This is a genomic window from Paraflavitalea pollutisoli (assembly GCF_029360705.1).
In the GTDB taxonomy this organism is placed as follows: domain Bacteria; phylum Bacteroidota; class Bacteroidia; order Chitinophagales; family Chitinophagaceae; genus Paraflavitalea; species Paraflavitalea pollutisoli.
The window spans coordinates 573,095-595,361 of record NZ_JARKMX010000004.1; the positions used below are offsets into that span (position 1 = coordinate 573,095).

The following is a 22,267-nucleotide window of genomic DNA, read 5'->3' on the forward strand; positions in this document are numbered from 1 at the left end:
GCCCCGCCCGGCACCGCCGCAGTTCCGAAAAGGGTATTTTTGTTAAGACTATGCAGTTATCCCGGAAACAGTGGGTCAACCTCCTGCTGCACATATTATTTACTACGATCATCATCCTGGTGCCCATTTTCCTGATGCCGCTCAAGGAATCGGCGATCACTGGCCAGCGTGACTTCTACAATTTCCCGGTGATCCTGCTGACCGCCCTGGCTACCATCGCCTGTTACACCAGCGCCTATGTTTTGTATCCGCGGTTCCTGCTCCGCAAGAAGATTGCCGCCTATCTCGGCTTTTCGCTGGGAATTTCCCTGTTAATTGCCGTCTTATCGGGTATTGCCAACCTGCTGATGCCAGATCCACCCGCCTTTATCTGGGCGCATATCATCGTGAAGTTCTTTATCGTGCTATTCGTGATTGGTACTGGCACAGCTTATCGCTTCGTTATGGACGTGATGAAGCTCGAAAGCCAGCAAAAGGAAAGTATGACGATGGAGCTATCGTTCCTGCGCTCACAGGTAAGTCCGCATTTCATGTTCAATACGCTCAACAGCATGGTGGCGCTGGCGCGGAAGAAAAGCGATAAGCTCGAGCCCGCCCTCATCGAGCTCAGCAACCTGATGCATTACATGCTCTACGAATCGGACCAGGAGAAGGTCAACATCTCGAAAGAGATCGACTATATACAGAGCTACATCGACCTGCAAACCCTGCGCTTCGGACACAATGTGCGCATCCTGTTCAATGTGCAGAAGCCGCATCCCGGCGATCCTTCCATCGAACCCATGTTGTTGATCCCGCTCATCGAAAATGCCTTCAAGCACGGCATCGGCATGATCCACGAGCCGGAGATCGATATCCGCCTGCTGGTCGATCAGCAGGAACTGCATTTATCGGTACATAATAAATACAATGATACGGTGCGCGAAGCGCGCGATAATTCGTCAGGTATCGGCCTGGTCAACCTGGAGCGGCGGCTGAAGCTGCTCTATCCGCAAAAGCACCACATCGACCTGAAAAAAGAAGGAGACTATTTCAATGCATCCCTAAAATTACAATGGCATGATCCGGTGTGTGGCTGTTGACGATGAGCTGTTATCGCTCGAGCTGCTGGAAGACAATATCCGGCGCATCCCGTTCCTGCACCTCGTGGGGCGCTGTTTCAATGCCTATGAAGCGCTGGAGATCTTGCGCCGTGAGCCCGTCGACCTCATTTTTCTCGATATTCAGATGGGCGGCATTACAGGCATGCAGTTTTTGCAAAGCCTGTCTACGATGGCCGCGCGCCCCATGGTGATCTTTGTCACGGCCTATAAAAAGTACGCCCTCGATGGCTTCGATCTCGATGTGCTCGACTACCTCGTAAAGCCCGTTGCTTTCGAGCGCTTCCTGAAAGCGGTGAACAAGGCCGCCGAATACCATGCTTTGAAGACGGCTGTTTATCTGCCAGCGACGGGTAGTGCTGCTACCGCGCCTACGCTGGCCGCCAACGCATCGTCTCCATCCATCACCCTGGCGCCCGCGGCAACCTTCATCCCAGACTATCTCTTTGTAAATGTAGAATACAACCTGGTGAAGATCGAGATCAGTCAGATCTGTTTCATAGAAGGGTTGAAGGACTATATCAAGATATACAAGCAGGGCGTGGATAAGCCTATCATAACACGCTTACCGATGAAGTCGATCGCTGAAAAGCTGCCCCCCAATAGCTTCGTGCGCATCCACAAGTCATACATCATCGCAGTCGATAAGATCAGCTCCATCCGCAAGAACCGCATCTACCTGCAGCAACATATCATTCCCATCAGCGACTCCTATCGCGACGACCTGTTCCGCCTCATCGATCCGCAAAAGATACTATAGGTGTATCCGGTTTCCATGCCCTCGTCCATTCAAATCTCTGCCACCCCCATAGGGGTACTGGCCGCTTCCGTTGTCTACACATTACCCGCGTATGTCGCATTGTTGGTCTGCCTCGTATACTTCGTTTTTAGCGCGATGTACCCGTGGCTATTTTAGACCAGCAATACCAACCTAAATATGAAATATTCACTCATCGCCTGGCTACTCCTGGTAGCCAGCCTGTCATCCTTTGCTCAAAACAACACCCAGACGGTCTCTGGCACCGTCATCGACAAAGCGTCCGAGCGGCCACTCACCAACGTGTCGGTCAGCATCGTCGGCTTGCGCATCGGCGCCTCCACCGATTCCCTGGGTCGATTTGTGCTGCCATCCGTTCCGATCGGACGTCATCAGGTAAGCTTTACGTACGTGGGCTACAAGACCGTTACCATCCCCGAAGTGCTCGTCACCAGCGGAAAGCAGGTGGTCCTCGACGTGCCCCTCGATCAGCAGATTGCTGCCTTGAATGCCGTAACGGTTACTGCAGGTAAGGTGCGCAAGGGTATGGCATCCAATGAATTTGCTGGTAGTAGTGCGCGCTCTTTCAGCATGGATGACGTAACGCGTTACGCTGGCGGGCGCAACGACCCCGCCAAGCTCGCGAGCAATTTTGCCGGCGTTGCCAACACCAACGATTCACGCAACGATATCGTGGTACGGGGCAATTCACCCACCGCGGTACTCTGGCGCATGGAGGGAATTCCAATCCCCAATCCCAATCACTTTTCAACCCTTGGTACTACCGGAGGCCCGGTAAGCGCGCTCAATACCAACGCCCTCAAGAACTCCGATTTCTATACCGGCGCTTTTCCGGCTGAGTTTGGAAACGCTACCGGCGCCGTGTTCGATATCGGTTTGCGTACCGGCAACAAAGACAAGTTGGAGAAGACTATCCAGCTGAACATGTTCAGCGGACTGGAAGCGATGCTCGAAGGGCCGCTGGGTAAAAAGGGGAATGGCTCGTCTTTCCTGGTAGGCTACCGGTATTCCTTTGCGCAGATCGGACAGTCGCTCGGGTTCGACATCGGTACCGACGCCGTTCCTAAATACCAGGACCTGATCTTCCACCTCAATTTTGCCAAAGGCAAACTGGGCAAGTTTAGTTTGTTTGGCATGGGCGGTACCAGCAGCATCGACATGATCGGGGCCGACATCGATTCCACCGATCTCTTCGCCAACAAAGACGAAGACACCTATTATAAATCGAAGATCGGATTGGTGGGGTTAAAACACACGCTCGATCTGGGGCGCAACAGCTACCTGCGGACCCTTGTTTCCTACTCGTATGTCAGCAACGAAGGCGATATCTATAAATACAATGAAGGGCAGCCCGAAAGGCAGTACATGACCGACCAATCGACCGTCAATACCGGCCTGCGTTTCTCCTCTTTCATCAATTCTAAGATCAATACCCGCTTTACGTTGCGTGGGGGGATGCTGGCCGAGTTGATCGGGCTCAATACGAAGATGCTGACGCGTGAGGACCGACCCGATTGGGAAACGGTTCGTGATTATGATGGCAATGCCTGGTTGTTGCAGCCGTACGTGCAGGGCAAATACCGCTTTACGGAAAAGCTATCGCTCAATGCAGGCCTGCATGGCATCTGGTACGGTATGAATGAGACATCGGCAATCGAGCCTCGGGCTTCGTTGAGTTACCAGCTGGCGTCCAATCAAACCATCACCCTCAGTTATTGCATGCACCACCAGCAGCAGCCGTTGCCGGTATACCTGTACCAGGAAAGAAAGCCGGACGGAAGCTATGATCGGCGCAACCGCGACCTCGACTTCACCCGGGCGCAGCATTATGTGTTGGGGTACGATTGGGCTTTTGCACGTGACTGGCGCCTGAAGGCGGAAGCGTACCACCAAAACATCAGCAATGTGCCGGTAGAGCGCACGCCCAGTGGGTTTTCTGTGCTGAACAGTGGGGCCGATTTCTCTTTTCCCGAAAAGGCAGGCCTGGTGAATGGTGGTACCGGCACTAATACCGGCATAGAGTTGACCCTGGAAAAGTTCTTCAGCCGTGGGTACTACCTGCTGACGACCGCTTCCTTCTTCGATGCCAAATACAAGGGGAGTGATGGCATCGAACGCAATACAGCTTTCAACAACAAGGCGGTCGTGAATGTACTGGCGGGCAAAGAGTGGAAGATGGGACCCGGCGGACGCAATGCGTTTACCATCGATATCAAGGCCACGCAGTCGGGCGGCCGTTATTTTACCCCGATCGATGTGGAGCGGTCAGCGGCCACCGGATTCGAGCAATTGGATGAAAGCCGGTACAACAGCCAGCAGTTTAGCAGTTACTTCCGGTTGGATACCCGTTTCGGAATCCGCCTCAACAGCGCGAAGCGCAAGCTCTCCCATACTTTCTACCTCGATATACAGAATGTAACCAATCGTGAGAATGTATTCATACAGCGATACAACCGGGTCATGAAGCAGGTGGGGGTAGTAAACCAGGTAGGGTTCTTTCCGGATATCCTCTACAGGTTGCAGTTTTAATAGGCAGTTGCAGGGTCGGGAGGTGTGGTGACCTGAGTGCCCGTATCAAAAAATGTTGGGCCTGTTTTAAAACATCCATGGGGCATGTTCGTCTACCGGATTAGTAAGTAGCATGCCTCAGTTGTCGAGAGGCGCCACCATGCCCGAGGATACAGCCATTGAATTACAAATAGAAAAACCAAAGCCTGTGCAAGCCCCGATGCCTGCTCTCATGCAAGGGGTTTGAGTCGATGGGAAGAGGTGCTTGCCAGGCTATTTTAAACCAAACTGAAATATGAAGTCAATTCCTTTTTTAATTGGATTTGTGTTGATTGTGCCGTCTGTCGATGTTTTTTCTGCAGGTACAAAGCGCTCGGTTCAGCAGGTGAGTAGGCACGGTGTCGGGGCCTTGTTGTATGCTGAGCAGGCGATACTGCACGACTCGATCAAAGAAGATATCTGTCATGAAGCGAGTGTGATTTGGGTAGGTGGTCCGGCAGGCTCGGATCCGATATCCCGGCTGGCGGTGGAGATGATCATGTGCAATACCAGGTTTATCTCCGTGGCGAATGCCTGGTACCGGGTGTCATCGCCAGGGTTGAGGCATGCTGGCGCTGTCGGGCAGGCGGCAGGTGGATTGGGTGGAGGGCTTCGTGGGCGGCTGTCGGTGGGGGATGGAAGAGGGCTGTCGTTGGCGCCGCTGAGTAGTGGTGGTATATTGGTGACCCTGTTTGGCGAAGAGGCAGGTATTTTGGCGGAATCGGGAGAAGACGGTTCGCCCGAAATGGCCATCGTAGTAGAACGCTATGCAGATGTGCAGGTGCCCAAATCGCAATGGCAGAGAAGTCAGTTGCGGGTAGTGGCTGGGTAGTGTTGTTCATTTCCTGTAGTGGCTGGAAAATGTAGTTCAGTTGCGGCATATAGCCCTGCTCGTCGCTATAACGCATAATAAATTTCTTATCAGTTTCTAATGCAGGCCCTCCCGATTAGGGGTTATTTTTGTAGATGTTCCGTTGCCGAAATGTTGCGGAGCTGGCACAAATAAATAGAACTGTATGAAGGTATTATTGGTTGAAGATGAGGCAGCTGTGGCAACAATGCTGAAAAAGGGTTTAAGTGAAAGTGGGTATGCGGTAACAGTTGCTCCTGATGGTCGATCGGGGCTTGATATGGGTACTTCCAGCTCTTACGATGTCATGATCCTCGACATTATGTTACCAGGAATCAATGGTCTGGAGTTGTGTAAAATGCTGCGTCGCGATGGTATCGATACACCGATTCTCATGCTGACAGCGCTGGGTACTACCGAAAACATCGTGGCTGGCCTCGACAGTGGCGCCGACGATTACCTGGTGAAGCCGTTCAAATTTGCCGAATTGGAAGCTCGCCTGCGTACCCTTAGCCGTCGCAAAGCTGGGGCCGCCAAAGCCAACGACCTCCTTCATATTGGAGATATAACCGTCAATACCGCCGCCAAGAATGTGATCCGCAACGGCAAAGAGATTGCGCTCACCTCTACCGAATACCGCTTGCTCGAATTCATGGTGCGCAACCGGGGCAGGGTTCTGTCACGTATCGAGTTGCTGGAAAATGTTTGGGGTATCGACTTCAATATGGGGACCAATGTCGTAGATGTATACGTCAACTACCTTCGCAAGAAACTGGGCAACGAAAACGACCGCAAGCTGATACATACCGTGATCGGCATGGGGTATATTATAAAAGAGTAAGTACCCATGCGCATACAGATCAAGACGAGCTTGCTTTTTACCTTCATTACAGCCGGGATCATCCTGTTCCTGAGTCTGACCGTTTACTATTTCGCCAGCCGTTTTACTTACAATGACTTCCTCAAACGGCTGGAGCTACGTGCCAGGATTACCGCCCGCATCCATTTCGAAGGTGACGAGTCCACCACGGCCGCCTTCCAGGAGCTTCGCGAGCAATACCTCTCGGCTCTCCCCAATGAAAGATTCTTTATTCTTCGATACGACAGTGTATCCGGATCGGTAAAGAATGATACGGGGCCGCAATTGCCACAATCGTTCTATGAGGCCATTGTCGATAACAAGGGGCAGACGACCTTCAAGCTGGTAGATCATGTGCACTACGCCGGTATCCTTCATCGCGACCGGCATAATGATCATTTTCTGGTGATCAGTTCGGCCACCAATTTATACGGCGAAACCGTTATCAGCAACTTGCGGGAGATATTGGTTATCACATTTATTACATCGGTTATTGTTGTTTTTACTGTTGGTATATTTTTCTCTCATAAGGTCTTCGCGCCGGTACGGCAGATCATGAACCAGGTGAAGGACATCAGTGTCCAAAACCTGCATTTGCGGTTGAAAGAAGGGGATGGGAAAGATGAGCTGACGGAACTCTCCCGCACCTTCAACAACATGCTCGACCGGCTGGAAGCCTCCTTCGAAACCCAAAACAATTTCGTGAGCAATGCCTCCCATGAGTTCAGAACACCACTGACGTCTATCATCGGGGAAGCCGAAATCGCCTTGTCCAGGGAACGGTCGTGTGAGGAATATCAGCAAACCCTCCAGGTGATACAGCAGGAAGCGTCACGCCTGCAGCATGTGACCAAGGGGTTGCTGCAGTTGGCGCAGTCAGGTTTTGATGGCAAAAAACAGGATTGGGGTTTCATCCGGATCGATGAACTGATCATGAATGTCAAGCGCACTACCGATGAGATCGAACCCAATAACCGCGTCAAGGTCTCTTTGCAGATGCCCGAACTGGAGAAGCTGGTGACCGTACAAGGCAATGAACACCTACTGCACCAGGCTTTGAGTAATATTGTATTAAATGCTTGTAAATACTCTGATAATAAATCTGTTTTGCTTTCGCTAACTACCTCCGAAAATAGGATCATCATCGTGATAGTGGATGAGGGAATTGGCATTCCGGCGGGCGAGGTGAAGTACATTTTTGATCCATTCTTCCGGGCTTCCAACACCAATCGATACGAGGGATATGGTATTGGATTGCCGCTGACCCATACGATTATCCGGCTGCACAAAGGCGATATCAGGATCCAATCCCGGGAGGGGAAGGGGACAACGGTGATTGTCACATTACCGTCGATCTGTTGATAAAACAACGCCAGGCGATTTTCTTCAAATCTATCAACTCACAATTGGGCCGAATGCCACCAGGCACCCAGCCTCTGCAATAATCAGCCGTTCAGGTATCCGGGCAATGAGAAAAGCCGCTTGGTAATGGTTTTATTATGTTAAGTAAGGAGTTGGTTGCAGACGGCCATCACAGTAATCTAAGAAAGCGATGAGAAAATGGTCGCATTATGTGGTGCTCATATAAATAATTGATTATAAATTATATGTGGCCTATTTATATCAACGGGTAAAATTGAACCAACCTCCCTGTGTTTAAGTTTGCAGCCAATGTCCGGGTAATCGCCACACATTTCTTATGCCGTTTTAATAACATTTATCTGTTTCTAATCGCCATCTCATTATCTTCTAATTGGTCCTTTAAGCCAGCCTAATGGCCGTGGTGCAATTTTGTAATCGAAAACCAATAATCGTTACAAAATAGATACCATGAGAAATGTATTGATCCCTACAGATTTTTCTGTAGCCTCTATTGAACTGGTTGATAAAACAGCCCAAACATTGGAAGGTGAGTCGCTGAACATTATCCTGTTTCATGCTTTTGAGATTCCCTTTTTCGTGAGCGATGTATTCGATCTCCGCGGAAAATTACCCTATGCCGAGTTGGTGACCGAGCCCTTCCGCAATGCCTGCAAGCGCGCAAAGCTGCAGTATCCCAAGACCATTCGCAGCATCGTCATTCGGCATCAATACGGCAGCACAGCCGCGGTTTTCCGAAACTTCGTTGATGCCAATGATATCGACCTCATTGTGTGCCCGGATTTCTTTGTATTCCAGTCGGTCCATACCGGTAGTGTGAACCCGGTAGCCATGTTCCAGAAAGGCGGCGTACCGATGATGAAAGAGTTTAAGCTGAAGCGGAAAACAGCCGAAGAATCGGCCTCCAAACCAGCTGTGGCAGAACCCAGATTTGAAGAATACACCAAAGAAAAAAATTATGCTGTTAAAGAAGAACATCCCGTTCCGGTACATATTCGGCAAAATACAGTATGAGCTACTGGTCATACTCATCTATACCTCCATTATCGCGCTATTGCACGAATTTGACCGGGTATTGCCCATATCGATCCCGCTGGCCATTCCGGCCTTATTGGGTACTGTGATCTCCTTGCTCCTGGGTTTCCGGAGCAACCAGGCTTATGACCGCTGGTGGGAAGCCCGGCACATCTGGGGGGCCATCGTAAACGAATCACGCACCCTGGCCCGCCAAATCCTGACCTTCACGGATGTCGTGGAAGAGGGCGATGACGTCCAGTATTTTCGCGACCGGATGATCCGCCGGCAGATCGCCTGGAATTACAGCCTGGGGCAAAGTCTGCGGGGGATGAGCCCGACACAAGGATTGGAGAAATACTTCAGTAAACGCGAGCTCGAGAGCCTCGGGAACTATACCAATGTGCCGTCGGCTATCCTGGAAATGCATGGTCGGGAGTTGAAAAAAGCCCTGGAAAATGGGTGGATCAACCGGTACCAGCAGGTTGAACTGGACCGTACACTGACGCGGCTTTGTGATGCGATGGGCAAGTGTGAACGGATCAAGAATACGGTTTTCCCGCACACCTACAGCCTGTACATTCATTTTGCCTTATTGCTGTTCATCAGCCTGCTGCCTTTCGGTGTGATCGAATATTTCGGGTTTCTGGAAATTCCTCTCGTAATGGCGGTTTCCGCGAGCTTTCTGCTGATCGAAAAGATGGCCATCCACCTGCAAGATCCGTTCGAAAACAAGCCCACGGATACACCCATGACGACCATTGCCCGTAACATTGAGCGTGACCTGCGACAGATGATGCGCGACAACGAGGGGCCAACTATCCAGGAGTTTGAGCGACCAGCAAGGGCCTTCTACGTATTATAAATTATTGTCATTGTATCCTTTGTTTTATCTAAAAAAGGGTGCTTCAAATGCCTGAAGCACCCTTTTCATATTCGGAGGTAGGGGCGTTTAAAAATCGTATACGCGATTCTCAGGGCCTTCATTTTTAAGCCATTTTGGGGGGATTTTTGGCTGATTTCCCCAAATTAGCCCTCCGCTGTGTATAAGTAATAACATTCCTCTTTCTAATGTTAGTTAGTTTTGGTCTAAACGGCTCCCCATGCGCACCATTCAGATAGCTGAAGACACCTACAAATTCTTACAGTCTAAAGCAATTCCCTTTGAAGAGCAACCAGATGACACCATTAAAAGACTCCTGGGGGTAGGTGAGAAATCTATTGAAAATCAGACAACTATCAATAATTCTAATGATTCTAATGCTCTTAAAGGGGAGTTACCGACCGAAGAAAAGACCATAAACACTCAGCAGTCTAGCAGGCAAAGCCTGAGGGACTTCTATTCTAATATATTAGATAAGCATAACTCTAAATCAATGGAAAGCGGGAGAGAATCTGCTCTAAACAACCACAATTCTAATAAATCATTAGAAAACCGCTCTAATCTCAGCCATTTATTAGAGGACAACTCTAATTCTAATCAATTAAATCATTCTAATTCTAAAGAGTTATCGCTAGAGGGTTCTAATTCTAAACTCCATTCATCTAACCTATTTGACTCTAATATTCCTGTAAATCAACCAGTAGTATCGTCTACGGAAAAGTATTCTAATATTTCTAACTCAGGAGGAACAGCCAAAGGCAAAAAGAAACCTAAAACAAGTTTGCCAGAACTAGTCAGAGATGGCCTGGTGAAGGAGAATGAGCGGGTTTATTTCCAAAACTACCGGGGCGTCAAATTTCCGCAATACGAAGTGACGGTTGCCGACGGACAGCTTAAATGGAATGGCAACCGGTACTCGATGAGTGACCTGGCCAGCAAAATACTGAAGGACCTGGATCCAAAACAGGATAATGATTTCGTTCGTGGACCTGTTTTATGGGTGAATGCGGCCGGCAAAACAATGGCCGATCTCTGGGACATTTACCTGGCGAAAAAAGGAGTGTAGCCATCCCCAGGCTGTTCTCTGAAACGTTTAAGACGTCCCTACGTCAATCTGTTGCAGGTTTATTGGCAGGTTAGTCAAGTGAGGGAAGACCCAGGATGGCTGTTAACAGCTGTTGAGTCATTCAGTAATAACCTGGAACAGGCCCCAGGAATCGGTTATTTAGGGTTTTTGGCGCTGAGCAAGCTGTTGGGCCAATTCTCCATCACGTTTACCAGATCGATATCCGAGCTTGTAGCCGATAAATCCCACCAGCAACAACAAACCAATACCGAAAAGCAAGAAAAAAAACAAAGGACCCAATTGCGGTTGTAAAAGCGACATGCGGTTGGTTTGTGTAAATGTATCTCAGCTCCGGCAAACATCAAAACTTAGACTCGCAAATGGCGTAAGGCTGTCGGCCAATAATAAATCGTATAAACCTGCATCCAGTAAGTTTGGGTTTACGTAAATAAACCCAAGCGCCAGTAGTTATTTAAGCCCTTAAAAACTACTGGCGCTATTTGGTTATAATTGATATTATGTTAAGTAGCATATTTGTAAGTATTTGATAAATAGCTGATTGTTGAATTTGTGCTGAGCCTCTAACATTCATTTCCAAAAAGATGAACAAGTATCATCATCTCCCCCTCCATTTAACAACAAAAGCTGTCTTCGACTTTTCCGTACAAGCTCAACAGACATTTTTCAAGAAAAACTCATGTCCGATCCATCAGATAAGTGTTGGGCATCCTCCCTGCCCATCATTGCTGTCAGACAAAAGGAAAAAGGCAAAGCTGGTTGCTCTGCCTTTCAATGTTTTTGGTGTAGTTGCTCGTCGGTTGGTTGTACAATTGGGTTACGGCTATGCCGAAGCCGCCGCATCGGATAAGCCAGGTGTGGTCTCCTGGCCTTTGTCTTTAATGTCCTTGTACACCCTCAATTCGCCCGATTTTTCACCGCTTCGGTAGCCCATCCAATACGTAAAAGCTGGTACTGTAACGAGAATAAACACGATTAGCAGCAAATCGTTGTAGGTTGACATGACGCAGGTTGTTTAAAGGTTAGGAACTGCTTTAAAAGTACAAAAAAAACCCTCGTATTAACGAGGGTTTCCTTACTATATTCTGATCGCAATACCGGCTTCCCGGGCCCTATTTCAGGCTGCTATGGGTTTCCGCTTAGTGCTTGCGATCTACGTTGTTGAACTTCTCGGTGAAAGCTGTGGTCTGATCCTGCAGCTTCTTGATATCAGCTTCGTACTGCTTTACTTCTGCTGCCTTCTTGGCCAGCTCAGCAGCATTACGTTTGCTTTCCAGTTGTGCGGTCTTTTCTTCGTTGACGGTGATCATCAGATCCAATGCATTCTTCAGGATCTCTTTTTCGTCCATCTTCAGCTTCGCTTGCTTGTCGAGCAGGTCCACTACTTTTTGGAAGTAAGGAGTTGCTTCGTCAAACTTCTTAACCACTTCCAAACGCAGCTCTTCCTTCTTTTTCAGTTGGTCGGGCGTCAGTTTGGTGCCACCTTGGGGACGGATCGCCTTGTTTTCTGTATTGACATCAACCCCCTGGTTGTACAGGATCTGACCCATTACCATATTGGCGTTCGCGTAGTCAGGCTTCTTTTCCAGGGTACGTTTCATCATTTCAGCAGCCTTGTTGATCAGCTCTTTGGAGTTGGCCGGGCGCTTGGTGACGTCTTCGTTATATCCTTCTTTGTAGAGCTCTACTGCGTAGTTGAACAGGAAGATGTGGTTGTCGGGATTTTCCTTGATCACGTCTTCGTATTTCTTGAACAGGTCAGCCTTGGTGCCTTTTTCGCTCAGCATTTCCAGGTCAAAACCAGTCCAGAAAGGATCCTGGGGATATACTTCTTTACCAAGGGCGGAGAACTTCTGCGAAGTGGCCACATCGCCTTTTTGGCGGTAGTGGTCAGCCAGCCATTTGTAGATCTCTACGAAGCCATCGCTTTTCGCTTTTGCTTCGGCGATCTTGCCGTAGTAAACCGCTGCTTCTTCAGGCTTGTTGGCCTTTTCTGCAGAGATACCAGCGTACAAAGTGGTGGTGGTATCGAGCGCCATAGGAACGATCTTCTTGGCGTACAGGATGTCGAAGGTTTCGAGGGTCTTCTTGAAGTTGGTCAACGCGTCGTTGTAGTTGCTGGCGTTGTAAAAAGAAGCACCATCTTTGGAATAACCGGAATAGACATCGATCAGGGCGGCATTACCATCGAGGGTGGCGGCCATATACCTTTTCGCAGGATCTTTCTCCCTGGCGTCTTCCAGCTCAGTATACTTTTTCAGGGAAGCCAGTACTTGCTCACGGGCATCCGGTACGCTTCCTTTCAGCGAAGAATCTTTGCTGATCTCTGCATAGATCTTTGCCCGGGTGTACCAGGCATCGGAGTTGCTGGCTGTCTTTTCAGCAGCTACAACGCCGTCGATCTCTGTCTTTGCATCGTTCAACTTTTTCTTTCCGAGCAGGTCTTTCGCCTTATCCAGTTTTTGGGCATAGAGGCCAAATCCTGTGGCTCCCAGCAATACGGTCAGCAATACTTTTTTCATTGTTTGCTTATAGTTTAAAGTGATAGTTGGTTTTATGATGGGTTTTCTGTCTCAGTACTTTCACCAGATGCGGATTCGTCATCGCCGGTTGCCTGCTCATCAGTATTTAATCCTTCGGCGGCGACCTCTCCTGTTTCAACGACTGCTTCACCGGTTTCTCCTGTTACATCTTCCGCAGGCATAGCAGCTAATGCCTGATTTTCAGCATTTTCTTCTTCATCCTCGTCGAGTTTGGTGATGGCGGCGATCTCGTCACCTTCATTCAGGCGGATCAGTTTCACCCCTTGTGTAGCACGGCCCTGCTCGCTGACGCCCTTGATCGGCATCCGGATGGTAACCCCACTCTTACAAGTGATCATCAGATCTTCTTTTTCGGTAACGTCGAGAATACCTACCAGCGGGCCGGTCTTATCTGTTACACTGATGGTTTTCACGCCCTTACCACCCCTGTTGGTGATGCGGTATTCGTCGATCGCCGTACGTTTTCCGTAACCTTTCTCACTCACTACCAGTACTGTACGGGATTTGTCGTCCTTGTTGACACATATCATGCCAATAACCTCATCAGTGGCGTCATCCAACTCTACACCGGTAACACCAGTGGCGCCACGGCCCGTTGTTCTTACTTTGTCTTCGGGGAAACGGATGGCACGTCCGCTCTTGATAGCCAGCATGATCTCACTGTTGCCGTCGGTCATCCGGGCTTCGAGCAGTTCATCGCCTTCGAGGATATTGATGGCGTTCACACCAGTTCTGCGGGGATTGCTGAAGTCGAGCAGTTCGGTCTTTTTCAGGATGCCCTTCTTAGTGCAAAGTACGATATTATGGCTGGTCACAAAGTCTTTGTCGTCCAGGTCCCTTACGTCGATGATGGCGCGAACCTTATCGTCAGGCGGTATTTGGATCATATTCTGAATGGCGCGGCCTTTGCCGGTCTTTTCACCGTCGGGGATCTGGTACACATTGAGCCAGAAACAACGTCCTTTTTCGGTAAAGAACAACATGGTGTGGTGGGTAGAAGCTACGAACAGGTGCTCAATAAAATCCTCTTCCCGGGTACGACCGCCGATCACACCACGGCCACCTCTCTTCTGTGCACGGTATTCAGCAGCAGGCGTACGTTTGATATAACCCAGGTGCGAGATCGTGATCACCACGTCTTCTTCCTTGATCAGGTCCTTGATGCTTACTTCATCGTCGAGGTAGGTGATCTCGGTTTTGCGGGCGTCGCCAAACTTTTCCTTGATCTCGATCAGCTCGGTCTTGATCAGGTCGTACCGCATGCCTTCGTTGGCGAGCAGTTCCTGCAGGTGCGCAATCAGTTTCATCAGCTCGTCGTATTCTTCCTTGATCTTTTCGCGCTCCATGCCGGTCAAGCGTTGGAGACGTAGTTCGAGGATCGCTTTGGCCTGGATCTCATCGAGGCCCCAACCTGCGTTGACCAGGTTTTCTTTGGCGATCTCGGGGGTAGCTGAGGCACGGATCATCGCGATCACTTCATCGAGGTGATCGAGTGCGATCAGGTAGCCTTGCAGTATGTGTGCTTTCTTTTGAGCTTCTCTCAGTTCGAATTCGGTACGGCGTACCACCACTTCGTGGCGGAACTCTACAAACTCGGCAATCATCTCCCGAACGCTCAGGATCTTCGGACGGCCTTTTACCAGGGCTACGTTGTTGATACCGTAGGAGGTTTGCAGTTCGGTGAATTTGTACAGCTGATTGACCACTACGTTGGCGATGGCGTCACGCTTGAGGTCAACTACGATACGGGTACCTTCTTTTTCGTTCGATTCGTTGTTCACGTGGGCGATACCTTCCACGATCTTTTCGTTTACCAGCTGGCCGATGCGGTCGCAGAGCGCGTCACGGTTTACCTGGTAAGGCACTTCGGTGATGATGATCTGTTCGCGGCCGCTGGGCTTGGCGTCCAGCATGACGCGACCGCGCAATACCACCCGGCCACGGCCTGTAGCCATACCGGCTTTCACCCCTTCCATACCGTAGATGATACCACCGGTGGGGAAGTCGGGCGCTTTCACGTAGTTCATCATCTCTTCGATGGTGATCTCGCGGTTGTCGATATAGGCGATACAACCATCGATGACTTCGGTGAGGTTGTGCGGCATGATGTTCGTGGCCATACCCACCGCGATACCGCTGGAACCGTTGAGCAACAGGTTGGGCAGACGGGAAGGCAGTACGGTTGGTTCTTTCAGCGAGTCGTCGAAGTTGAGCTGGAAGTCGACGGTGTCCTTGTCGATGTCTTCCAACATGGCTTCAGCCATTTTCTCCAGACGCACCTCAGTATAACGCATGGCCGCCGGTCCGTCACCGTCCTGGCTACCAAAGTTACCCTGGCTGTCTACGAGTGTATAGCGCATGCTCCATTCCTGCGCCATACGCACCATGGCGTCGTATACGGAGCTATCACCGTGTGGGTGATACTTACCGAGTACGTCACCCACAATACGGGCCGACTTTTTATACGGCTTGTTGTAAGTAACCCCCATTTCATTCATCGCATACAGGATGCGCCGGTGTACCGGCTTCAAACCGTCCCGTACGTCGGGTAAGGCACGCCCCACGATCACCGACATGGAATAGTCGATGTAGGCTGTTTTCATCTGTTCTTCAATGTTCACGGGAACGATCCTGTTCTGATCATTCGTTTCTGATGGTGTGAGATTCTCTTCCATAGCTGTATTGAGCTGATTTAATCCATTTTATGGCCGTCGGGATGACAGTCCGTGATGGGGGGCAAATCTACCTTATTTGGACCTATAAACCCGTTAACGATCTGTGTTTTTTGACTTCACTTTTCCACTTTTGTGGAGAATTACAAGCCGCTGAATACGAAAGTCTTTGCCATCATTTTACCGGTACGATCTGCACCTTCCAGCCCGGTCCCGAACGGATGTGAAACGAGTCGGCAAAACTACCCATATTGATCGCGAGCGAAAAGTTCATCAGGCTGTTCAGGTATCCCAATACCTGGCCCTCGGGTACCTCGCCAAAAGTATGAGCGACGGGCAGCTCCTGGTCAAAGAAATCGACCCCTCCCCTGCTGATCTTTACTTTTACTTTTTTGGCAGATGATAGCTTCAACTGATTGAAAATCGAATCGTTGATGTTTGTCCAGATATTCCCATATTGAATGTCTAATACCGGTATCCCACCGGTGATCGTATCGTCTTTTAAGACCGGTTTCTCGTAAGCAATTTTCACCACCGAGTCGCCGATCGGCTTGCCGACCTGCTCAAAGCCGATCACGCCGCCCGCCAGGCGGGCACCGGTGTAAGCATACACATCCCTTCCGTGAAAAGTATAGGATTGTTGACTGTTTAGTCTTCTATTTGTTGCTTCATCAATCTCTCTGATTGATTCTATACCAATTGATTCGCTGATTAACGTGAGTGTCCCGTTGTCGGGTGTTACAATGTACTGGCCGGCGCGCGTTTTGGCCACTACCGACTTTCTGTTCGTACCTACTCCTGGATCGACCACCGACACGAAGACGGTACCAGCCGGCCAGTAAGGGACGGTTTGTTGCAAGCGGTAGGCGGCTTCCCAGATGTTGTAGGCGGGGATCTCGTGGGTGAGGTCATAGAGCTTGAGGTCGGGATCGACGCCCGTGGCGACCCCTTTCATGGCGCTGACGGCACCATCACGCAGGCCAAAGTCTGTTTGGAATACGAGGGCCGGTTTATGGACTGGCTGTTGCTTGCAGGCGGGTGCCAACAGGCAGGTGACAAGCAACAGGAAACAGGACGATTGTATTTGCTGCATAAGGTTATAATCTTGGCGGCCAGCGATGGCCTACTTGTAAATGTACAACACATGACCCCTCAAAAACTCCAACAGCGTATCCGCCGCATGATCATTCTGTTCCTGGTATTGCTGATGCTGAGCGGCATTACTGCTTTTCCTGTTTACTCAGGGCTTGCGTCCGGATTTCTTCGGGAATTCTTCGTGTTTCCATTGGTAATCCCCCGGTATTTCCCGAAGAAGACACGAATAAGAGGCGAAGAAGCCTCGAATCAAACCCGGCTGATTCTGAATGAGGGGACCTGCATGAGCGTAGCAGTCGACCCATGGCTTTTGAGCATTTATCACCTATCCCACCTGTACCCGCTGGCTTATGGGTAAAATGCCCCCTTGGCCCACGTTGCGTACTTTCCGATTAACCACCTATCGATTATTATATTAATTTCACGCCCAAAGCCTACACTTTGAAGCTGTTGAAATCTTCCTTTTGGTTACACTCGATCTTCTATACCCTGTTACAACGTTTTTCCCTGTTCTTTTTCGGTGCGGTATCGTTCATGATCCTGGTTCGCGGTTTTGGCAAGCAGGATCATGGGGTGGAAACCTATGGGGTGTGGGCCATCTACCTCACTACCCTTTCGCTGTTTGAAACCATCAAACAGGGCCTGCTCCGCAACCCTACGATCAAGTTTCTGGGCTCGTCGGAGTACACAGATAAGAAAAAGGAAGTTCAGACTTCTGCATTGATTTTGAATATTTTTTGCTCGATACTTGCTATTTTATTATTTACTGCTGGCGGTAGATTTCTGGCTGAGATATTAAAGAGCGTGGAGCTGATCCCGATGCTAACCTGGAGTGTATTGTTTGTGGTATTGCTTATCCCTTACAATCATTATGAAGTGCTACTGCAGGCGCATTACCAGTTCCCTCAGATTTTCTGGGCGTACTTTGTAAGGCAGGGTATTTTCTTTGTGGGGGTGATCCTGCTGAGCTTCGTGTGGCCCGCCTACCTGTCGCTGACCAACCTGGTGTTGCTGCAGATCGGGGCTTTGTTCGTGGGCTCGGTGATCTTGTTTGTGGCAACCAAGCCTTACCGCCTGCGCGGTTTTCATTACGATGGCAAGACCATGCGAGCCATGTTCCATTTTGGCAAGTACATTTTCGGCACCAACGTGTTTTCAAATATTGCCCGTTCCTTCGATCACTATATCACCGCCTCTCTGCTGGCACCTGAGGTCGGCAAGCGCTTTGTTTCTTACTACAATACGGTTGGGCGGATCAACAACATGGTGGATGTGCCGTCGCTGGCTGCCGCCGATGTGCTGTTTCCCAAGAACGTGGAGTCGGTGGAAACGGACGGGTTGGCGAAAGTGAAATACTATTTCGAGCGGATGACGGGTACCATCATGGCCATCATTGTGCCGATCTCGCTGGTCATTTTCATTTTTCCCAAACTCATCATTACCATCCTGGCGCCTACGCTGATGGATGCGGTGCCGATCCTGCAGCTGACCATCCTGTTCAGCCTCGTTCGGCCCCTGGGTTTCCAGTTTGGCAATACCTTGGATGCGATCGGTAAACCACAGATCAATTTCTATGTAAGCGTGTGCCTGATGCTGGTGAACCTGGCGACGACTTCGTTTGGCTTATACCATTTCGGGGGCCCGGGCGCTGCTTATGGCACCATCGTGTACAATGTTATTTCTGCGATTGTAATTCTTGCCGTGCTGAAAAAGTACGTACACATCGAGGTGAAGAATATCTGGGTATACATGATGCAGGCCTATCGCGACCTGTTTGGTTTTGCCCGCAAAAAACTACTGCGCACCAGTGGATCTTAAGAAAGCCATATTAGCAGAACATTCCAAGGAGCAGGCCGATCGCATTGTGCAATACATAGGCCGAAACCAGGCACGGTTTGACGCATTGATGCTGCTGTTTTTGTCGGACGACCCGGTCTTGCAGCAACGGGCGGGCTGGCCGATGAGTGCAGTGGCAGAGGATCAACCGGGTTGGGTACTCCCCCATCTTGGCCGCCTGGTAAAGCTGCTGGAGCGGAAGGATGTACACAATGCTGTACTGCGGAATACGGTGCGCGCCCTGCAGCATGTGACGATCCCGGAGCTGTACCAGGGTGAGGTGATGAACGCCTGTTTTGAGTTTGTGGCCGATCCGGCGCAGGCAGCGGCGGTCAAAGCTTTTTCGCTGACCGTGCTGGAACACCTGGCAGCGGCTTATCCCGATATTGTGCCTGAACTGAAGCTGATTATCGAGGAGCGTTGGGCTACTGAAACACCGGCTTTTCATTCACGGGCCCGGAAGATCCTGAAGAAATTTGCCTGAGCTGGACGGATACCGGCGATGGAGCTGTTATAGCGTACGCCAGGTTTGCTAACCGGACGAAATAAGCCGGGTTGGTGGAGAGGAACCGATTGACAGACACCAGACTTTTATCGCCATCGTTTTTCTATTATCTTTCGGCCGAATTGTAGAATAGTTTTAATATGAAGATCGCTTTTACAACCTGTACCAATAGTTGGGTACCTTTTACCCGGGTAGTTGCCAAAACCTTGTTGCAGCACAATCCCGAGTACAAGTTTTTTATCTGTATCACCGATAAGCGCACAGCGGATATGGAGCCTTACTATGAAGGCTATGAGGTGGTACCCTGTGAGGAGATCGGCGCCCATGGACTGGATGATATGGTGCTGCGTTATGGCATCAATATCAAGAATGCCCTGAAGCCTTTTTACTTCGATTATTTCGCCCAAAAATACCCGGATGCTGAACATATCTTCTTCATCGATCCGGATATGGTGATCTATAATAAGTTAACGGAGATCGAGCGCTTGCACCAGACTGCGGATGTGTTGTTGTTCCCCCACCTGTTGCAGCCGCAACCATTTGACGGGAAAACACCCAACGAGATCTCCTACCTGTCGACCGGAACGTACAACCTCGGCCTCATTTCCGTAAAACCTACGGAGAATGGCCGTCAGTTCATTGCCTGGTGGCGCGATCGGTTGCGGGAATACTGTGTATTCGATTGGAAGGCCGGCCTGTTTTCTGATCAGAAATGGGTGAACCTGGCACCGGTATTTTTCGACAAGGTGGCCAATGTAAAGCACCCTGGCTACAACATCGGGTACTGGAACCTGCACGAGCGCAAAGTGGCGCGGGTGAATGGCGAGCTGGTTGTAAACAACGATTTCCCCTTGGTGATCTATCACTTCAGCAATATCAACATCAGGCAGCAAAAGCTGTTCGATACACAGCAAAACCGCTGGACGGAAGCCGATTTCCCGCTGCTGATGGAGCTGCTGGCAGATTATCGTCGTATGTCTTTCGAAGAAGGCTACGAGCAGGTGATCAAGAAGCCTTGCTATTATGCCCAGGTGCATGCCACTTACCATCATGCGGAAGCACGCAAAACCTTGAAGGGGCGTCTGAAGCTGTGGGTGAAGAACAATGTGCCGAAAAGCTTCCGGGCGAAAATGAAGAAGGCGCTGGGCGGACTGGTGGGCGGATAGCGACTTGTCGTCTGCCTGCTGCAGGATGTTGAAGGACGCCAGTTACCAGCTCTGATAGGGACGTCGGGCCAGGCTGGCATTGGAGTAACGTTTATCGTCGGATACTTCCTGGTCAATCCAGTGTGGCAGGTCGAAGGTTTCGGCTTCGTGGGTCAATTCGATCTCGGCTACGATCAGTCCGGCATTATCGCCCAGGAACTCATCCACTTCCCATCGTTTACCGTTGTAATCGACTTCAAAGCGGTATTTGATAATTGGCTGTGCGCACAATTCGCCGAGTAATTGATTGGCATCATTGACCGGTATCTCGTACTCAAACTCGCTTTTGGCAATGCCTTTCGACGGGCCCTTGATGGTCAGGAATGCTTTATCGCCGGCCACGCGTACCCGTACGGTGGCGCCTGGTTCAGTAGGGATGTATCCCTGCACATAATACTTCCCGGTTCCTTTTTCCACTGCTGTCCATAGGTCCTGCTTCACCAGGAATTTTCTTTCGATCTCGATGGCCATTTGTCTGTACGTTAATTGGACGGCAAATTACTGTTTGTGGGTGATTTGCCATTGTGAAATTTGTTTACAATCCTTAAGCATGCAGTGTTTGCAGGATAGATCGAACATGATCCCTGAGGTTGTAAAAGCAAACGGGTTCGCAGCGTAGCTGCGAACCCGTTCGTATATCAATCCGTGGTGTTATTTCTTGGGGAGTACGTAGGTTTCGACGTCTTCCTTGACGATGGTTTTACCCGACAGGATGATCAGGCGCTCCACCACGTTGCGTAGTTCGCGGATATTGCCCGTCCAGTTGTGCTCTTTCAGGGCTTCGAGGGCATCGGGTTCGATGGCCTTTTTGGCAATGCCGTAATCGGCGCAGATATCGCCCAGGAACTTATCGACCAGCAAGGGAATATCATCGCGACGATCATTGAGCGACGGTACGTGAATGATGATCACGCTCAGGCGGTGGTATAAGTCAAGACGGAAATTCTTGTCTTCCACTTCCTGCAGCAGGTCTTTATTGGTGGCCGCAATCACACGTACGTCCACGCTGATGTCTTTGTCGCCACCTACGCGAGTTATCTTACCTTCCTGGAGAGCGCGCAGCACTTTGGCTTGTGCGCTGAGGCTCATATCGCCGATCTCGTCGAGGAAGAGCGTACCCCCATGGGCTTGCTCGAACTTGCCAATACGTTGTTTTACGGCAGAAGTAAACGACCCTTTTTCATGGCCAAAGAGCTCGCTTTCGATCAGCTCACTGGGAATGGCGGCACAGTTCACTTCCACCAGCGGACCAGTTACCCGGTTGCTTTTCTCGTGTACCCAGCGGGCCACCAGCTCCTTACCTACCCCATTTTCGCCAGTCACCAGGATACGCGCATCGGTAGGTGCTACCTTTTCGATGGTTTCTTTGATGCGGCCAATGGGGCCCGACTCGCCGATCATCTCTTCTACCTTGCTCACCTTGCGTTTGAGCACTTTGGTTTCTGCGACCAGGTTGGTCTTGTCCATCGCGTTGCGAATGGTGATGAGCAGGCGGTTGAGGTCTGGTGGTTTGGATATATAGTCGTAAGCACCCTTTTTAACGGCCTCTACGGCTGTTTCGATGGTGCCGTGTCCGGAGATCATGATCACCGGCACATCGGGGTTGGCTTCCCGGGCTTTGTCGAGGAATTCAATGCCATCGAGTTTGGGCATCTTGATGTCGCACAATACGACATCATAGCTTTTCTCCTTGAATTTCTTCAGTCCTTCTTCCCCATCGCCTGCCTCGTCGATCTTGTATCCTTCATAAGAAAGGATCTCGCTGAGCGTTTTCCGGATTGCCTTTTCGTCGTCGATAATTAGGATGTTTGACATAAGCTTATAAATCTTTATCTATGGAAAAAAAGCCATTTTGCATCTCGCCAAAAGTAAAACCAAAAATAATGATATGTGTTGACCGCCGGCCGGCTAATTTT

General features: G+C 50.1%; 20 protein-coding genes. 13 read left to right on the forward strand and 7 right to left on the reverse strand.

Annotated features, from left to right (window positions below; genetic code table 11):
• Positions 1-50: 50 nt before the first annotated feature.
• The 9 genes from P2W70_RS12195 (at position 51) to P2W70_RS12235 (ending at position 10,477) form a co-directional block, all read left to right on the forward strand.
• A complete protein-coding gene (locus P2W70_RS12195) occupies positions 51-1,082 on the forward strand; it encodes a sensor histidine kinase (RefSeq protein ID WP_276481741.1) in 1,032 nt (343 codons plus the stop codon).
• The gene (locus P2W70_RS12200) at positions 1,060-1,860 is read left to right on the forward strand and encodes a LytR/AlgR family response regulator transcription factor (RefSeq protein WP_276481742.1); all 801 of its coding nucleotides are present in this window, start codon (positions 1,060-1,062) and stop codon (positions 1,858-1,860) included. The genes P2W70_RS12195 and P2W70_RS12200 overlap by 23 nt, the downstream gene beginning before the upstream one ends.
• Before the next feature lie 177 nt (positions 1,861-2,037).
• A complete protein-coding gene (locus P2W70_RS12205; protein WP_276481743.1) occupies positions 2,038-4,407 on the forward strand; it encodes a TonB-dependent receptor in 2,370 nt (789 codons plus the stop codon).
• A gap of 274 nt (positions 4,408-4,681) precedes the next feature.
• Positions 4,682-5,257, forward strand: coding sequence for a hypothetical protein (locus P2W70_RS12210; protein ID WP_276481744.1), 576 nt, complete (start codon positions 4,682-4,684; stop codon positions 5,255-5,257).
• Between the two features lie 184 nt (positions 5,258-5,441).
• Positions 5,442-6,116: a response regulator transcription factor gene (locus P2W70_RS12215; protein ID WP_276481745.1), complete on the forward strand. Its 675-nt coding sequence runs from the start codon at positions 5,442-5,444 to the stop codon at positions 6,114-6,116.
• A gap of 6 nt (positions 6,117-6,122) precedes the next feature.
• The gene (locus P2W70_RS12220) at positions 6,123-7,496 is read left to right on the forward strand and encodes a HAMP domain-containing sensor histidine kinase (RefSeq protein ID WP_276481746.1); all 1,374 of its coding nucleotides are present in this window, start codon (positions 6,123-6,125) and stop codon (positions 7,494-7,496) included.
• Between the two features lie 468 nt (positions 7,497-7,964).
• Complete coding sequence (locus P2W70_RS12225; protein ID WP_276481747.1) at positions 7,965-8,528, forward strand: universal stress protein; 564 nt, start codon at positions 7,965-7,967, stop codon at positions 8,526-8,528.
• Positions 8,473-9,393, forward strand: coding sequence for a bestrophin family protein (locus tag P2W70_RS12230; RefSeq protein WP_276481748.1), 921 nt, complete (start codon positions 8,473-8,475; stop codon positions 9,391-9,393). Before P2W70_RS12225 ends, P2W70_RS12230 begins: the two co-directional genes overlap by 56 nt.
• 238 nt (positions 9,394-9,631) lie before the next feature.
• Positions 9,632-10,477 (forward strand): hypothetical protein, encoded by an 846-nt coding sequence (locus P2W70_RS12235; RefSeq protein WP_276481749.1) that lies wholly within the window; start codon positions 9,632-9,634, stop codon positions 10,475-10,477.
• A 159-nt stretch (positions 10,478-10,636) separates the two neighbouring features.
• Here the strand turns inward: P2W70_RS12235 and P2W70_RS12240 are convergent, their stop codons facing one another.
• The 5 genes from P2W70_RS12240 to P2W70_RS12260 all read right to left on the reverse strand — a co-directional run bounded on the left by P2W70_RS12240 (position 10,637) and on the right by P2W70_RS12260 (position 16,803).
• Positions 10,637-10,798 (reverse strand): hypothetical protein, encoded by a 162-nt coding sequence (locus tag P2W70_RS12240; RefSeq protein ID WP_276481750.1) that lies wholly within the window; start codon positions 10,796-10,798, stop codon positions 10,637-10,639.
• A 520-nt stretch (positions 10,799-11,318) separates the two neighbouring features.
• Positions 11,319-11,498, reverse strand: coding sequence for a hypothetical protein (locus P2W70_RS12245; RefSeq protein ID WP_276481751.1), 180 nt, complete (start codon positions 11,496-11,498; stop codon positions 11,319-11,321).
• A 136-nt stretch (positions 11,499-11,634) separates the two neighbouring features.
• The gene (locus P2W70_RS12250) at positions 11,635-13,017 is read right to left on the reverse strand and encodes a hypothetical protein (protein ID WP_276481752.1); all 1,383 of its coding nucleotides are present in this window, start codon (positions 13,015-13,017) and stop codon (positions 11,635-11,637) included.
• A 32-nt stretch (positions 13,018-13,049) separates the two neighbouring features.
• Positions 13,050-15,713, reverse strand: coding sequence for a DNA gyrase subunit A (gyrA, locus tag P2W70_RS12255; RefSeq protein WP_276481753.1), 2,664 nt, complete (start codon positions 15,711-15,713; stop codon positions 13,050-13,052).
• Positions 15,714-15,885: 172 nt separating this feature from the next.
• The gene (locus tag P2W70_RS12260; protein WP_276481754.1) at positions 15,886-16,803 is read right to left on the reverse strand and encodes an SAM hydrolase/SAM-dependent halogenase family protein; all 918 of its coding nucleotides are present in this window, start codon (positions 16,801-16,803) and stop codon (positions 15,886-15,888) included.
• A gap of 51 nt (positions 16,804-16,854) precedes the next feature.
• On the opposite strand from P2W70_RS12260, the gene P2W70_RS12265 reads away from it, so the two are divergent.
• The 4 genes from P2W70_RS12265 to P2W70_RS12280 all read left to right on the forward strand — a co-directional run bounded on the left by P2W70_RS12265 (position 16,855) and on the right by P2W70_RS12280 (position 20,312).
• On the forward strand, positions 16,855-17,163 hold the full coding sequence (locus P2W70_RS12265) for a hypothetical protein (protein WP_276481755.1): 309 nt from the start codon (positions 16,855-16,857) through the stop codon (positions 17,161-17,163).
• Between the two features lie 83 nt (positions 17,164-17,246).
• Positions 17,247-18,623 carry an oligosaccharide flippase family protein gene (locus P2W70_RS12270; RefSeq protein WP_276481756.1) on the forward strand — a complete coding sequence of 459 codons (1,377 nt, stop codon included), beginning with the start codon at positions 17,247-17,249 and terminating at the stop codon, positions 18,621-18,623.
• Complete coding sequence (locus tag P2W70_RS12275) at positions 18,613-19,125, forward strand: hypothetical protein (protein WP_276481757.1); 513 nt, start codon at positions 18,613-18,615, stop codon at positions 19,123-19,125. Before P2W70_RS12270 ends, P2W70_RS12275 begins: the two co-directional genes overlap by 11 nt.
• Positions 19,126-19,286: 161 nt before the next feature.
• Positions 19,287-20,312, forward strand: a complete 1,026-nt coding sequence (locus tag P2W70_RS12280; protein WP_276481758.1) for a hypothetical protein — start codon at positions 19,287-19,289, stop codon at positions 20,310-20,312.
• 42 nt (positions 20,313-20,354) lie between these two features.
• Here P2W70_RS12280 and P2W70_RS12285 read toward each other — a convergent pair whose 3' ends face one another.
• Positions 20,355-20,822: a CYTH domain-containing protein gene (locus P2W70_RS12285; RefSeq protein WP_276481759.1), complete on the reverse strand. Its 468-nt coding sequence runs from the start codon at positions 20,820-20,822 to the stop codon at positions 20,355-20,357.
• A gap of 180 nt (positions 20,823-21,002) precedes the next feature.
• Positions 21,003-22,166, reverse strand: a complete 1,164-nt coding sequence (locus tag P2W70_RS12290; RefSeq protein WP_276481760.1) for a sigma-54-dependent transcriptional regulator — start codon at positions 22,164-22,166, stop codon at positions 21,003-21,005.
• Positions 22,167-22,267: the final 101 nt, after the last annotated feature.